Source organism: Paenibacillus sp. J22R98 (genome assembly GCF_059383835.1).
This window is the reverse complement of sequence record NZ_JBXENW010000002.1, coordinates 869036-883190: the sequence shown is the minus strand read 5'-3', so window position 1 is coordinate 883190 and position 14155 is coordinate 869036. Positions and strand designations below refer to the sequence as shown.

The following is a 14155-nucleotide window of genomic DNA, read 5'->3' as shown; positions in this document are numbered from 1 at the left end:
TACTACTTTAACAACTATATGCTAGTCCTACGAGCCGAATGTCAGCCGGATCGTCTGAATGCGTTTGGCGCCAAGGGCAATCGAGATGGCCCCATTCTTCACATGCAGGTCCGTGAAGCCGGCAATCGGCTGCTCATCGAGCGAGACGGCTTCTGCAAACTCAATAGGACGGTCAAACCGGACAACCGCCGCTTCCGCGTTCTCCGACGCATTGAACAAACGAAGATTAACGCCATTCGTCAGCCGCTCCGCTTGCTGAAGCGCACTTATACGGATTGAGCCATTGTCCACTTGGACATAGGAATGGACGGACGGCAGACTGCGCTCTCGCCGCTGCAGCGATTCATAACGAATGTCATCTCTACGCACCGTTAACGACTGCAAGCCGGCGGCAAACTGCTCGCGCTCCGCCCATAAAGCTGGCAGCGACACCGTCTGTGCCTCGAATGGCCGGATGGCATACTCGAAGGTCATCTCGCGGAGGAGCTGACCGCCATCCCCGCCGTCGCACAGCACTTCCTTATCCGTGCTGCGATATAACGTTAGCGCGGCCGTGCGCGCCTCGTCTTCTTTCATCGCCATCTCATAGAGCCCCTTCGAGTACAGCGCTAATCCCGTTGTATCATCCCGCAAAGCAACAACGCCGTTATAGGGCGCATCCCCTCGGGCAGTTTCCAAGTGGGCCGCAGCGTCGATCTGCTTTATCAGGCGCTTAACAAGATCAAACGGCGTGCTCGCATAGTAATGGTCGGTTTGAATCCCAGATGGGAAGAGCAGTTTCAACCGGTGATTGCGCGCCGTATTGTTCACGATCGTTTTGCAGCGCAGCACGGGATCATCTTTGCGAAGCTCCAGGTAGGTACGAATCACTAAACCGACCTTGTCGTCGCGGCGGCTTGTATCATCATGCGTAATGCCGGCAGGCACCATGAAGGTGATTTCCACGCATGCGATGCTGACCAGCGGCCCGTCTGTGACCGTTGAAATCACAGCGCGGCAGCCGGCGGAATGAAAGATCGCATTGTTAGCCGGCGCCACATAATTCCAGCCCTCGCCGATATCAGCCGCATCTTCAAACAACAGCAGACCATCGTGTGCCTTGCCGCTTTGCACATCCGTCACTCGAATCGTGCCGTTCTCATTCACGCGCATTTCGATTCGGCCGTTATTCCATGTCGTCTCGTTGACCTTCATTGTCCCCAGAAGACGACGAGGCTGCACGAGCGACGTCATACTGTACTCCCCGAAAGCCGGCACCGGAATGACTACTTTCTCAATCGAAAATGCCGCATACCCGCAGGAGGGAATGTTCCCCTTGAAAGCCAGCTTGAGGCGATCCACTGTCTCCCCGCTAGGAATATCGCGATATTTGCGGACACGTCTCACTTTATTGCGCGCGATCTCCACGATCTGGCAATCCAGCAATTGACCGCTCCCATCGCGCAGTTGAAGGAAATTGCCGCCAAGCACAATAGATTTCAACCCGCCGGCGCTGTCATGCAGGAGCTCCGCATCTACGATGATGACGCCTTCTTCGGCATCCTGAATCGGATTGTACACAACGAGAATATCGGTGCCGACTAGCCCGCTCGGATCAATATGGTTAGCAAAATAGTGCAGCTGCTCATGGTTCATCTGCTGCGCAATGAGGCGGCTTTGATCAAACCGATAGATCATGTCCTGATGGACCTGATCGATGGAACAGCCGCAGATGGAATCATGCGGATGATTTTGCAGCAGAAACTGCCAAGCCTTCTCCAGAAAGACGCGCGGATAAGCCCTTCCCTCCAGCATGGCGAAGACCGCCCATGGCTCGGCCCATTTCTCAAGCAGAAGCTCACACTGCTGATTCCGCTGCTTCAAGTGGATGCGGGAGGACAGTACATTCACCAGCACCCAGTTATTGATGCCGTTATAGCCATTGGTTCGCTGCTCGCCTTGATACAGCTTCAAATTGCTGACTTTGCCTCGTAGTGCCTCCAAGTATTGCTCCAGCGTGGCATGCATAAATTTGACGCCTTCCAGCGATTCCGATTCATTCAGCGTTTGCAGCAACCATGGCAGACGAGGCTCGATTTCAATATGATCCACGCCGTCCATGCCCATCATGATATCTGTCGTTGCTCGCTTGTTCTTATAAGCCAGCATCGACCGGGCTCGTTCGATAAGTTCCGGCTCCTCGTAACGGAATTCCCGGTCAACGAACGGCCAGCGGAGGAAGAAGTAGAAGTCGCCGTAAGCTCGGTCTTCATCCAGCTTCAGACCGAGCACCCGGCTTCCGTCTGCCCCTTCCCACTCCATCTCGGCCGGATCGCAGTCGCCGTGGAAGCCGCGGAACAGCACCGCATTATCGATGCCAAACCCGCGCAGCAGCTGCGGAAACTGACTGTTATGGCCGAAAATATCAGGGATGTACCCCGATTTGACCGGCTCTGTGCCAAGCTTGCGCGATTCGCGGAAGCCTGTCTGCAAATTACGAATGAGCGACTCCCCGCTGACCAGAAATTCATCCGGCATCACATACCAAGGCCCTACTCCAATGCGGGACTCCCGAATATATTGCGTCAGCTGCTCCCTGCGCTCCGGGCGGATTTCCAAATAATCGTCAATGACAATCGTCTGGCCATCCATCAGAAAATAACGATAATCCGGATTGGCTTCCATCGTATCCAGCAGCTCGTCGATCATATAGACTAGTCTTGTGCGAAACCCTTGATAGTCCTGATACCATTCCCGATCCCAGTGCGTATGGGATACGACATAAACCGTTTTAATGGAAGATAACTTCGTCATGAGTTCCTCCTAAACAGACCAAATAGGCGTTATTCCGCAGGGCGCTCTTACCCTTTTATCCCCGCCATCGCATAGCCTTGAATGAAATTACGTTGGAGCAGCAAATACACCAGAATCGGCGGCAGCACGACAATGGCAGTCAGAGCAAAGAAATCGGGATATTCCGGCACTTGGCCGCTTTGCATCATCGTCGTGAGCAAGCTGGTAACGCCTGTATTGATGACCTGAATATTGGGGTTGTTAATGGCCACAAGAGGCCACAAATAATCATTCCAAATCGCAATAAACGTCGTAATGACAATGACTGCAAGGACAGCGCGAACCATCGGAAAATAGATGCCGAATATCGTCCAGAATACGCCGGCACCGTCAATTCGGGCTGCCTCCTCATATTCGAACGGAATCGACTCCATCGTTTGCTTCACTAGAAATATAGCTGCAATGTTCACAATCCCGCTTCCAAGCAGCAGCGCTCCCCACGTATCAATCATGCCGTGACCGCCTTGACCGAGCCAATCATTGCCGCCTAACAGAGGAAAACGAGCGAACAGCAGATACGTCGGAATCAGCGTCACTTGACCCGGGATCATCATCGAAGTCAGGAAGATGACGAACACCGTGTCGCGTCCTTTAAACCGAAGCTTGGTAAACACATAAGACGCGATGAGCGACACAAAACAGGTAACCGCGATGTAGTAAATACTTCTTAGAGCCGTGTTGACGAAATAGCGGAAAATCAGCGAGTTTTGAAAGAGATGAACGTAGCGGTCCAAATTAATTTCAGTCGGAATTGGCAGCAGAATCGAATCGTAATAATCTTTGTTCGAGCCGATGGAAGCCATCACCTGAAAGAGGAACGGGTAGAACATGACGGCACTTCCGACAATGAGCAGCAAGTAAACCGCGAAACTTTCAAGCTTGCCTCGTTCATTAACCATGTCTTGGCGTTCCTCCCTTAGGTTTGGTTTCGCTGCGAAATGCGGTATTGAATCATCGTTAACGTGAAAGTGAACAGCAGCACCATGACGGAAGAGGCACTGGCCATCCCCATATTGAAGGACTGGAAGGCATCCTGATAGATCCGGTGCAAAATAATATTGGTATGGCCCTGAGGGCCGCCATGAGTCAGGAGCTGCACCGGCTCGAAGATCTGAAAGCTTGCGATAATACCCATAATGGCGATATACATCGTGATTGGTCGGAGCGAAGGCAGCGTCACGTAGAGCATAATTTTGAACCGCGTAGCCCCGTCAACCTTTGCCGCTTCATAAAGCGTCGTATCAATCCCTTGTAACCCGGCCAAATAGATAATGACCGTGCCGCCGATTCCCTTCCAAATGGAAATGAGAATGAGCCAGAAGGTCATCCAGAAGACGCTTTGTTGGAATATAATCGGCTCCATTCCGAACCGTTCCATCACTTTGCGCGCTAAGCCGGTAACCGGATCAAGAACCGCGTTCGCAATTTGAGCGACGACCGCAAAGGATACGAGGACAGGCAAATACCAAAGCGTACGGTACAGGCCAACCGCCTTCACCTTCTGATTTAGCAGCAGTGCGATGAAGAAGCCGATCGACATACAGCCAACCAGAATTAACAACCCATATAAACCTGCATGCAGCAGGGTAACTAAATAATCGCCGGTCGTAAAGAAGCGGTGAAAATTGTCAAGCGCCACCCATTTCGGCAACCCAAGTACGCCATTCCATTCCGTAAAGGACAAATAAATAACGAATAGCACCGGGAATAAGGAGAAAACAGCGAAAAAAACAAACATAGGCGCAAGTAAGGAATAACCGATCACACCGTCACGGTGGCGATTATAGAAAGGTCTCAGCCGCTGCAGGATGGACGAGGAATTCTCCCCGGGCATCGCCCGGGGAGTCTCCTTCTTGATCTCAACCGTACTCATTTCAACTGTTCCTCAGCTGTTTTCTGTGCATCCTTCAATGCGTCTTCGATCGGTTTATCTGTTGTCAGCGTAATATCCTGCGCTTTATACCACGCTTCCCAGATTTGCGGACCGTTCTTCGGATAGACCGGCAGCGGAGCGCTTTGCTCGTTCGCTACGATATCGTTGAACACTTGAAGCTCCGGATAGGCTTTGAGCAAGTCAGCGTTCTTGCCTGCTTCCATATTGGCTGGAAGTCGGCCCGTAGCATTTGCTTCAAGCTCTTGATATTCTTTGCTCGCCAGAATCGTCAGGAACTCAATCGCAGCCTCAGGGTGCTTCGATTGCTTGAGCGCATAGAAGAGCGTGTTCCCTACAATGACGTTGCCGGTTTTACCGGCTTCCGGCACCGGCAGCGGTGCAAAGCCGCAGTTTGTGCAGCCCATGGATTTGCCCCATGCGATATGCCAAGGACCATTAACGGCAAAGGCCACCTTCCCGCTGTTCAGCAGGTTGAAGAATTGGCCTTCATCCGTCATGGACGTAGAGCCCGGAGGCGCTGTTTTGGCAAGCTCACGCAGGAATGTCAGCGCTTTGAGGTTCTCCGGCGAATCGAAGGTCACCTGCGACCAATCCGCATTCGTGAAGTCTCCGCCTACTTGGCGCATGAACGGCGCAAGTCGGAATGCTCCGCCCAGACCCATGTTCTGAACGATCGAGCCGAAGTATTCACCTTTGCCTGCCGCAGTCGCTTTCTTGGACATATCGAGCCATTCATCCCATGTTTTCGGCGGTGTATTCGGATCAAGCCCGACTTTCGCCATAACATCCTTGTTATAGACAAGGCTGAATACGCCTGTCATCTGTGCAACCGCGTACGGCTTGCCGTCATGCATAGCTGCTTTCATTGGACCGGGAGCAAGCTGAGCGGCTACATCCTGCGGAACCTCCAGAAGAGCACCGATACGCGCAAATTCCGGAATGAAGTCTTCGCCGTCTGCTACATCCGGCGGATTCCCGCCCATTACGGCAACCATGATCGCTTGACGAAGTGTATCTGCCCAGCCTTTGTCGATATATTTAATCGTAATGCCCGGAAATTTCTCTTCCATCTTCTTCTGAATGAAGTCATAAATCTTCGTCGCTGTCGGATCGTTGGCTTCCGGCATGGCATTGGCAACATTATGGCTCCAAACCGTTAACTCGAACGGTTCGGCTGCCGGAGCAGCTGCAGTGTCATTACTGCCGTCATCCTCCGACTCTGTCGACGTCGAAGCCGTATCTGAACTGGTCGTGTTGTTTGTTGTAGCTGCTGCGTTATTTTTGTTACCGCTTTCATTTTTATTGCCTGAATTGTCGGAACAAGCTGATAAAACGAGTGTCAACACCACGAAAATGGACAAGATCGAAGAAACCCATTTGCTCCCCTTCATTGACCCAAACTCCTCTCGTCTCTTAAATTGCTTGTGGACCAAACCAATTTCAAATCATGATGTCAGCGGACTTTCTGCCGCACCTCCCTACATATGTATTATATGATATGTCGATATATTACTCCCAAAGAAAGTTTATTGTCAACGGCTTCTTTTGTCGAAAACCGCCATAAAAAAGAACTCTTCCGCAGGAAGAGTTCTGAAGGCGTTTATTGTTTGGCGCGAACCGTGCAGGCTGCCGTTGAAACGCTCGAAACGAGGTGAGGTTCGATCAGCAGTTTCCGATATTTTGTCTCCTGTTGGTTCATCTTCCCCGTATCATCCAAGAGTTCAAGCAGCTGCTCCGCTGCCACTCTCCCTACGGTTTCCTCGTGCTGATCGATATAGGTGAAGAAGTTGAACTCACGGCTCGGCGATAAATTATCGAACGTCACAATGGAGATATCCTTCGGCACTTCGAGTCCGAGATGGCGGACGATCCGGTACAAATGTAGCGCTATCGTACCGTTCAGCGTAATATACGCCGTTGCAAGTCCATTCTTGACGTAACGGAAGAGCGGATGCTGCTCGTCGAGCTCCTCACGCTCGTAATCGACATAGAAATCGGTCAGCATCATGGCCGGATTGATCATTTCCCCGAGTTCTTTGAGCGCCTTCATATAGCCGGACAGTCGCTGCTCAATGGTCGTCGTAGACAGCGGAACATCTGAACAAATGGCAATATCCCGGTGGCCGAGCTCATAGAGATGATTGACAGCCAGTCTAGATGCTTCTACCCCGTCAGAGCCGATGAAATGGGTCTCGATGCCGGTTAAATACCGGTCAATGATAACGAGTGGAAACCGCTCGAGCTTCAGCCTTAAGATCTCTTCATTATAGGTTTCTGCATCGACTGGGAAGATAATTAAGCCGGAAGCGCCCATGTACAGCAGCTCTCGGATTGCTGCGGCCTCACGGTCCTTGGAGTTTTCCGACAGCATAAGCACGAAATTGTAGCCGGATTGTTTCAATGCCTTGGAAATGCCTTTATTCATTCTCATGGAGAAGAAATCACTTATGTTAGGCAAAATCAGTCCGATCACGTTACGGCTTTCTTCTTGTTCTGCAGGCGGGGACATGGCGCTACCGGTACCGGATTGCGCCGAGTTCCGCAGCGACAACGCCATATCGTGCACATAGCTGCCCTTGCCTTGGATCCGGTTCAGCCAGCCTTCCTTGGTTAGTCCCGTCAGCGCATTGGATACTGTAATTCGGCTCACCTCAAACCTCTCCATGAGCTCCTTCTCCGTAAAGATTTTATCGCCCGGGCTCCAAACGCCTGTCTGAATTTGATTCTTAATAAAATCTTGTATGACTTGATAGATCGGAATCCTTCCGTCTTGCATATGAAAACCTCCAATCTGATCGGATCAATCACCCTACTAACTTGTATAGTTGTATTATAACCAATATAACATATTATGCAATAGGGTTTCCATCCATGACATTAGGTTCATATCCCAACCAAGGCTACTCGCCGGTACCAGGTAAAGTTAGTACTATGTTTTGAAATATTGTTGACTATACTGAAAGTAAGAAGAGAGAAAGAGGTGCGGCAGATGAGCAGAAAATGGCTGCAGCAACAGGGTCCTTCCTGGACTCGGCAAGGTATCATCACCCCCGAACAATTACAACGCATTCTCGCTTGTTATCCGGAGCAGAAGCGCGCCATCGGGATCATCCCTATATTAGGAAGCATTTTGGTCGGCCTAGGGATTCTCAGCTTCGTTGCGGCGAACTGGGGACAAATCCCGCAGCTTATGCGGCTCATTATTATCGCGGTCATTATGGTAGGATTTTATGGAGCCGGAGAAGCCTTCCGCAGGAGAGATCATGAGAAGCTAGGTACAGCTCTCATTGGGCTTGGGCTCCTTACCTTCGGAGCTGGCATCGTGCTCACCGGTCAAATGTTTCATTTGCAAGCGTACGATGTGACCTCGTTTATCGTTTGGGGAACGGTCGGGGTGCTGCTCACTTATCTCATCAAGAGCCGCTACCTGTTCCTGCTAAGCTTGCTAATTTTCAGTGGACTGCAATGGTACAATTCGACAGAATTCAATCATTTTAGTTATGTGGCTCTTGCGATTATGATGCTTGGACTAGGCTATTACTGGCTGAAACGTCCCAGCACCCTGCTGGCTTGGTGTCTCGCTGCCAGCTTTACGATTCAGAGCATCCTTCTTGTCACCGTGAATGACTGGGCTTTCTCCTGGTTCTTCATCCCGATCTGGCTGCTGTATAGCTTAATGGATTGGACCCGAGAACGTAAATCCGTCTATCCGTTTCAAGCGATCCCGCTCGTTGCGGCGTTTGTCCACAATCTGTTTATCGTCCTGTTCTGGAACGATAGCAACGATTCATCCTTCTTAAAGGATCTGTCGGCACAGCCTTTATGGTTCGGCCTCGCGCTTGTCGTATTGTTTGCACTTTCGCTAGCGGGAAAATATCGGAATCACCGCCTCATGTCGAGCCCGGATTGGCTGCTGGCCCTCCCCTTCTTCTACTTGTCTCACGGCGCGGATGCTGCTTATTTGATCGTATTGTTCGCTTTCTCCCTGTACTTGCTGTGGAGAGGTTACGCAGAAGAATGGGCCGTCAAAATCAACCTTGGCACGCTGCTGTTCCTTACGAGTACGATGGCGGCTTACGGTAAGCTCGCGTGGGATTTTATGGACAAATCCATCTTTTTCATCCTTGGCGGGATCATCCTGCTTGCTCTGAGCTGGTTCTTGAATCGCCGAAAGAAACAGTTTCTGGTCGAGCTCCATGAGGAGGAGGAGAAGCCACATGAATGACCAAACCATGATCAAACCCCGCCGCAATGTTTGGCTGATTATTCTCGTCGCGGTTCAGCTTCTCTTCCTTGGCGGCATCGCCGGCTTCCATTATTCAGCACTCTGGGTTGGCAAGGAAATCACGCTTCGTACCGTTCCGGTTGATCCTCGCGATCAGCTGTATGGCGATTATGTGCAGCTCAATTATGCGATTAACAATGCCTCTTGGTCTGCTTGGAAAGAAACCGGCGACAAGGCTGAGGGCGGCGATACGGTTTATGTGCTGCTTGCCCGCGATGAAGACACTTCAACTTACGAAATAAAAGGCGTGTACGACAGTAAGCCGGCTCGCGGTACAGGTGAGGTCGTGCTGAAAGGCCGCGTGCAGTACACCACCGATGACTCGCTTCGGATCACTTATGGACTGGAGCAATATTATGTGGAAGAGAACACGGGCAAAGAGCTGGAGGAGCGCGCCGGCAAGCTTATCGTCCATGTAAAAGTAGCTCCTTGGGGCAGTGCTATCATTGAAAGAATTCAGACTTAGACTGCCAGATTGCTAGAATTGGGCCAATTTTGCTTCACATAACCGTGCGAGACTTGAATAGAATGAATAACAATAAGAAGAAATGGCTTCCGCCATCCGCTCGGGAGGCGCGATACGTTTCTTCACTTCAAAATATCAGAAAAGGATACCATTACGTTATCCTTGCTGATATTTCAAGCTCAATCGGTATGGGGAGGTGCCCAGGCATGGCTGAAAATGAAGGTACGCTTTACACCGTGTCTCGTGAAGACTGGTCACTGCATCGCAAAGGACATCAGGATCAAGCACGGCACCAGCAGAAAGTGCGCGAAGCCATAAAGCAAAATTTACCCGACCTCGTCTCGGAAGAAAACATTGTCATGTCCGACGGGAAGCATGTCATCAAAGTTCCGATTCGCAGCCTTGATGAATATCGCTTCGTCTATAATTTCAACAAAAATAAGCATGTAGGCCAAGGCGATGGCGACAGCCAAGTCGGCGACGTGCTCGGCGTTGATCCTGCTTCCGCCCAGAAAGGCGGCAAAGGCGAGAATGCCGGCGACCAGCCGGGGGATGACATCGTAGAGGCCGAGATCAGCCTCGCCGAGCTAGAAACGATGCTCTTCGAGGAGCTGGAGCTGCCGTTCCTGAAGCAGAAGGATCGCGATCAGCTGGAGACCAAAGAAATCCGCTTCAACGATATACGTAAGAAAGGGATCATGTCCAACATCGACAAGAAACGGACGATCCTAGAGAACCTGAAACGGAATGCGACGAGCGGTGTGCCGGGCATTCACGGCATTTCGCCGGATGACCTGCGCTACAAGACGTGGGAAGAAATCATCAAGCCGCAGTCTAATGCGGTCATCTTGGCCATGATGGACACGAGCGGATCGATGGGTTCCTTCGAGAAATATGTTGCCCGCAGTTTCTTCTTCTGGATGACCCGCTTCCTGCGTCATCAATATGAGAATGTAGAAATCGTGTTTATCGCGCATCACACCGAAGCCAAAGAAGTCACGGAAGAAGAGTTCTTCACCCGCGGCGAGAGCGGCGGTACGATCTGTTCTTCCGCTTATATTAAAGCGATCGATATTATCGACAGCCGCTTCCCTCCGACGCTCTACAATATATATCCGTTCCACTTCTCAGACGGCGACAATCTAACCAGCGACAACGAACGCTGCGTGAAATTGATCGGCGAGCTGCTCAAGCGGGCGAACCTATTCGGCTATGGTGAGGTTAACCAGTACAATCGCTCCAGTACGCTCATGTCGGCGTATAAGCATATCAATTTGCCAAACTTCATGCACTACGTTATCCGCGAGAAAGGCGAAGTGTATAACGCGTTGAAGTCGTTCTTCCGTAAACGGGAATTGGTCGTATAAATATGGGCTGCCGCAAAAGTGCATTCTCGCTTTTGCGGCAGCCTTTTCTAGTGGGACAGCTACCTCGTACTGCCCGCTGCCTCTTCAGGTCGTATTCCGCGCCCCAGCAGATTACTAATAAGAGGCCAAACGTTCCCCGGAATCGCTAACTGCACATTGGATTACTCTAACGAATCGTACGGGGCTTATTTGCCCAATAATAGCTCCGAAATAATTCTAACGAAACGTAGCGGCTCTATTTGACGGTTTTCGGGTATCAAGAAGCCCCATTGCACTAAATAAGACCTCTAGAATTCGTTAGATTTTCGAAACCCCGAAATTCGACCAAATAAGGCCTCTATGATTCGTTAGATTTTTACGGAGTGCGAGATGAGATGGAATCCACCACACTACATTAACGCGGTGACGCATGTAATTTATAGTAAAAATGGCCGTCGAGACGTTCTCGACAGCCTGACGACACATTAACTGTGTCGTTTTCTTATTTATGAACGATTAATCACCATTTTTTTACTTTGATGCCTTCAGCATGTTGTCTACGGACTTGCTGAGCTGACTAAAAATAAACTTCGGCGCGATCCGGTTCATGAGCTTTAACGCATTGCTCTGCCCAGGCCGAATTTCGAACTTTTCTTGTTCCATCCCTCGAATTGCGGTCCCAACCAATTGAGAAACGCTCATTGCTTTCGATCCCGCCATATCTACCGAATCGAATGAGTCTAATAGCGGAGTCTCTGTTAGTGGAGGCGCCAGTTCAAATACTTTTACTTTCGTATTCTTGAGCTGCACCCTTAGTGATTGGGTATAAGAATGGAGCCCTGCTTTTGCCGCACAATACACGGGCGAGATCGGCAGCGGCACAAACGCCAAGCCTGAGGAGACATTTACAATCGCTGCCGACTCTTGCGATTTCAGATGAGACAGGAATTGTTTCGCCATCCGGATGGGCCCGCTTAAATTCGTTGCGATCTCGCGGTTGAGATCTTCCAGATCGACTTCCGAATCATGTAGATTAATTCTGCGCATGAGTCCTGCATTGTTGATCAGGACATTGAGTTTAGGGAATTGCTTCACCACTGTTGCGTACAGAACAGCAATGGCTTGAGGATCCCCCGCATCGCTTTGAATCGTATGTACGTTCGGCAGCATCTTCTTCGCCTCAACCAACCTCGCTTGATCCCGCCCCGTTATAATGACGGTATTCCCTAGCTTTAGCAGCTGAGCTGCAAATTCAAAGCCTATACCTGATGTGCCTCCCGTAATTAGAACCGTGTTTCCGCTCATTTTCATACGGCTTCACCTAACCTTTCCTTGTATGAGTATCGTGCAAGCTGACAGCGCCACTTCCGTTCGTTAGCTGTTCTTACCTATTCATCACTTTGGTGGAATTATCCTGCAACTTGCCAGGCGTTTTGCTCTGCAACGAATTCCGGTGTCCTACAATTATAGGACGGGGTTCAATACTTAATCTTGAAAATTCGCTACGGGTTCCAACTCTATTCAATGTCAAATCTAGTATTGGGATAATAAAAGGTTGTGGAAGGCGTTACAGGAGTGATATGCCATGCCTCCTCCAATACACTCCCTTCCAATTTATATCCTGCCTTTCAATAAAAGTGTCCGATTTTTGATAAAATATTGAACAAAGTATGAACAAACGAAGAAAATTGTGTTATATTGAAGTTAACTAATTATTGATCCATTCATTCTCTCCGAGGAAGTGAATAATACGATGGCTAATGTGGTAGTAAAGCAGCAGACAGAGCGGGACGGAAAGTCGTTGTTTTTCGCAATGAAAATCGCTGCATGGACGGCACTTTGTGTTGGATTGGTTCTGTGTCTGTACAATATTAATGATTTTAGCGACAGCAATGCGACCTTGATGTCTGGTGTAGGCTTCATGGTAGGCAGCGTGTTTATCTATATTATTGGTACGGCGATGAGTCTAGTGCACAAGCGCAGCTCTGAATCAGAGTAAGACATGCAGAACAACATCTAGTTGCCGAATGGAATTATCGTTCAGCAACACCAAATAAGAGGACTGTTTCCAGCCAACTGGGAGCAGTCCTCTTCTTATTTGTCCAATTAAGTCGATCCGTTGAACAGATTATTACAGAAATAAGTCGTTATCTTGACGCCTTTGTTAACACCACACACATGGCGCACCGAACGTGATACTATCTTTTTGCAAAGGTAGTGAATGAAATCACAATCATATTCGCTAACGAGAATCTCGGTGAGCATAAAGGTAAGTTGGGAGATGAGAAAAATGAAATTTGCAAAGATCTTACGAAGGTTCGCTGGATTGGCTACATTGGCGGGCATTGCCGTAATGACCTCAGGCTGTCAATCGATGGCCGTCTTCGACCCTAAGGGCCCAATTGGAGCCCAGCAGCGCGACTTGATTTACTTCACCATGCTGCTTTGCCTAATCGTGTTGGTGCCTGTGCTGCTGCTTGCAGCATGGATTGTATGGCGCTACCGCGACAAGAAGGATAACACAGCTGCTTATCAGCCAAAGTGGGAACACAGCACAAAGCTGGAAACCATTTGGTGGGGCATTCCGATTATTATTATTGTGGTGCTGGGCATCGTAACGGCACGCTACACGTACAACCTGGATCCGGCTAAGCCGATTGAATCCGAGGTCAAGCCGATCACCATTCAAGTCACGTCGCTGGACTGGAAGTGGCTGTTCCAATATCCGGAGCAAGGCATTGCGACTGTCAATTATCTGGTCATACCGGAAGATACGCCAATAAAGTTCGAGTTAACCTCTGACGGCCCGATGAATTCGTTCTGGGTCCCGCAGCTCGGCGGCATGATCTACACCATGTCCGGCATGTCAACGACTTTGCACCTGCAGGCTGACGAATTAGGTGAATTTTTGGGAAGCGGTGCTAACTTCTCAGGCCGTGAATTTGCAAAGATGTCCTTTACGGTTAAATCGGTTTCACAGGACGATTTCGCTAAATGGGAAAAAGAAGCCGCAGCAAGCGGCAATGCGCTGACCGAGGAAGGTTACCAGAAGCTCGCGAAGCCCGGTACTTCCGGAAAGGTCACGTACGCCTCGATTCCTTCAGGTCTTTACCATCGGATCGTACACGATTATTCCATGAATCGCGGCGCACCAGCCGGTTTGGGCCAGAAAGCACAAACGCTTAGCGATGAGCATGCTCTTGGCTCTGAGGATGAACCTTCAACTGATGTTGATCCCTCAACCGAGGAAGCTCCTTCAACCGATAATGCGCCGCACAATAATCATTCCGACCATGACATGTCCGGTATGGACATGACCAAGTAATGAAAGG

General features: G+C 50.0%; 11 protein-coding genes. 5 read left to right on the top strand and 6 right to left on the bottom strand.

From position 1 onward, the window contains the following. Window positions 1-27: 27 nt before the first annotated feature. From AC50Y3_RS09385 to AC50Y3_RS09365, 5 genes are all read right to left on the bottom strand, one after another. Window positions 28-2793: a glycoside hydrolase family 38 N-terminal domain-containing protein gene (locus tag AC50Y3_RS09385; RefSeq protein WP_494818490.1), complete on the bottom strand. Its 2766-nt coding sequence runs from the start codon at window positions 2791-2793 to the stop codon at window positions 28-30. 47 nt (window positions 2794-2840) lie between these two features. Then, the gene (locus tag AC50Y3_RS09380; RefSeq protein WP_494818489.1) at window positions 2841-3731 is read right to left on the bottom strand and encodes a carbohydrate ABC transporter permease; all 891 of its coding nucleotides are present in this window, start codon (window positions 3729-3731) and stop codon (window positions 2841-2843) included. Between the two features lie 17 nt (window positions 3732-3748). After that, window positions 3749-4705, bottom strand: a complete 957-nt coding sequence (locus AC50Y3_RS09375; protein WP_494818488.1) for a carbohydrate ABC transporter permease — start codon at window positions 4703-4705, stop codon at window positions 3749-3751. Beyond that, window positions 4702-6117, bottom strand: a complete 1416-nt coding sequence (locus tag AC50Y3_RS09370; RefSeq protein WP_494818487.1) for an extracellular solute-binding protein — start codon at window positions 6115-6117, stop codon at window positions 4702-4704. Before AC50Y3_RS09370 ends, AC50Y3_RS09375 begins: the two co-directional genes overlap by 4 nt. A 209-nt stretch (window positions 6118-6326) precedes the next feature. Next, on the bottom strand, window positions 6327-7502 hold the full coding sequence (locus tag AC50Y3_RS09365; RefSeq protein WP_494818486.1) for a GntR family transcriptional regulator: 1176 nt from the start codon (window positions 7500-7502) through the stop codon (window positions 6327-6329). Window positions 7503-7715: 213 nt separating this feature from the next. Here AC50Y3_RS09365 and AC50Y3_RS09360 point away from each other — a divergent pair, with 213 nt between their 5' ends. From AC50Y3_RS09360 to yhbH, 3 genes are all read left to right on the top strand, one after another. Continuing rightward, window positions 7716-8951 (top strand): DUF2157 domain-containing protein, encoded by a 1236-nt coding sequence (locus AC50Y3_RS09360; RefSeq protein WP_494818485.1) that lies wholly within the window; start codon window positions 7716-7718, stop codon window positions 8949-8951. Continuing rightward, window positions 8944-9477: a GDYXXLXY domain-containing protein gene (locus tag AC50Y3_RS09355; RefSeq protein WP_494818484.1), complete on the top strand. Its 534-nt coding sequence runs from the start codon at window positions 8944-8946 to the stop codon at window positions 9475-9477. Before AC50Y3_RS09360 ends, AC50Y3_RS09355 begins: the two co-directional genes overlap by 8 nt. 206 nt (window positions 9478-9683) lie before the next feature. Beyond that, window positions 9684-10844, top strand: coding sequence for a sporulation protein YhbH (yhbH, locus tag AC50Y3_RS09350; protein ID WP_090981871.1), 1161 nt, complete (start codon window positions 9684-9686; stop codon window positions 10842-10844). Between the two features lie 510 nt (window positions 10845-11354). Here yhbH and AC50Y3_RS09345 read toward each other — a convergent pair. After that, window positions 11355-12134 (bottom strand): SDR family oxidoreductase, encoded by a 780-nt coding sequence (locus tag AC50Y3_RS09345; protein ID WP_494818483.1) that lies wholly within the window; start codon window positions 12132-12134, stop codon window positions 11355-11357. 442 nt (window positions 12135-12576) lie between these two features. On the opposite strand from AC50Y3_RS09345, the gene AC50Y3_RS09340 reads away from it, so the two are divergent. Together AC50Y3_RS09340 and cyoA are read left to right on the top strand one after the other, a co-directional pair. Next, a complete protein-coding gene (locus AC50Y3_RS09340) occupies window positions 12577-12822 on the top strand; it encodes a hypothetical protein (protein ID WP_494818482.1) in 246 nt (81 codons plus the stop codon). Window positions 12823-13113: 291 nt separating this feature from the next. Then, window positions 13114-14148 carry a ubiquinol oxidase subunit II gene (cyoA, locus tag AC50Y3_RS09335; RefSeq protein ID WP_494818481.1) on the top strand — a complete coding sequence of 345 codons (1035 nt, stop codon included), beginning with the start codon at window positions 13114-13116 and terminating at the stop codon, window positions 14146-14148. Window positions 14149-14155 lie beyond the last annotated feature (7 nt).

Excerpts from the sequence above, each read along its gene's own strand:
- AC50Y3_RS09380 (WP_494818489.1), bottom strand. The coding sequence starts at position 3,731 with ATGGTTAATGAACGAGGCAAGCTTGAAAGTTTCGCGGTTTACTTGCTG.
- AC50Y3_RS09375 (WP_494818488.1), bottom strand. The coding sequence starts at position 4,705 with ATGAGTACGGTTGAGATCAAGAAGGAGACTCCCCGGGCGATGCCCGGG.
- AC50Y3_RS09340 (WP_494818482.1), top strand. The coding sequence starts at position 12,577 with ATGGCTAATGTGGTAGTAAAGCAGCAGACAGAGCGGGACGGAAAGTCG.
- AC50Y3_RS09370 (WP_494818487.1), bottom strand. The coding sequence starts at position 6,117 with ATGAAGGGGAGCAAATGGGTTTCTTCGATCTTGTCCATTTTCGTGGTG.
- cyoA (WP_494818481.1), top strand. The coding sequence starts at position 13,114 with ATGAAATTTGCAAAGATCTTACGAAGGTTCGCTGGATTGGCTACATTG.
- AC50Y3_RS09345 (WP_494818483.1), bottom strand. The coding sequence starts at position 12,134 with ATGAAAATGAGCGGAAACACGGTTCTAATTACGGGAGGCACATCAGGT.
- AC50Y3_RS09360 (WP_494818485.1), top strand. The coding sequence starts at position 7,716 with ATGAGCAGAAAATGGCTGCAGCAACAGGGTCCTTCCTGGACTCGGCAA.
- AC50Y3_RS09365 (WP_494818486.1), bottom strand. The coding sequence starts at position 7,502 with ATGCAAGACGGAAGGATTCCGATCTATCAAGTCATACAAGATTTTATT.
- AC50Y3_RS09355 (WP_494818484.1), top strand. The coding sequence starts at position 8,944 with ATGAATGACCAAACCATGATCAAACCCCGCCGCAATGTTTGGCTGATT.
- AC50Y3_RS09385 (WP_494818490.1), bottom strand. The coding sequence starts at position 2,793 with ATGACGAAGTTATCTTCCATTAAAACGGTTTATGTCGTATCCCATACG.
- yhbH (WP_090981871.1), top strand. The coding sequence starts at position 9,684 with ATGGCTGAAAATGAAGGTACGCTTTACACCGTGTCTCGTGAAGACTGG.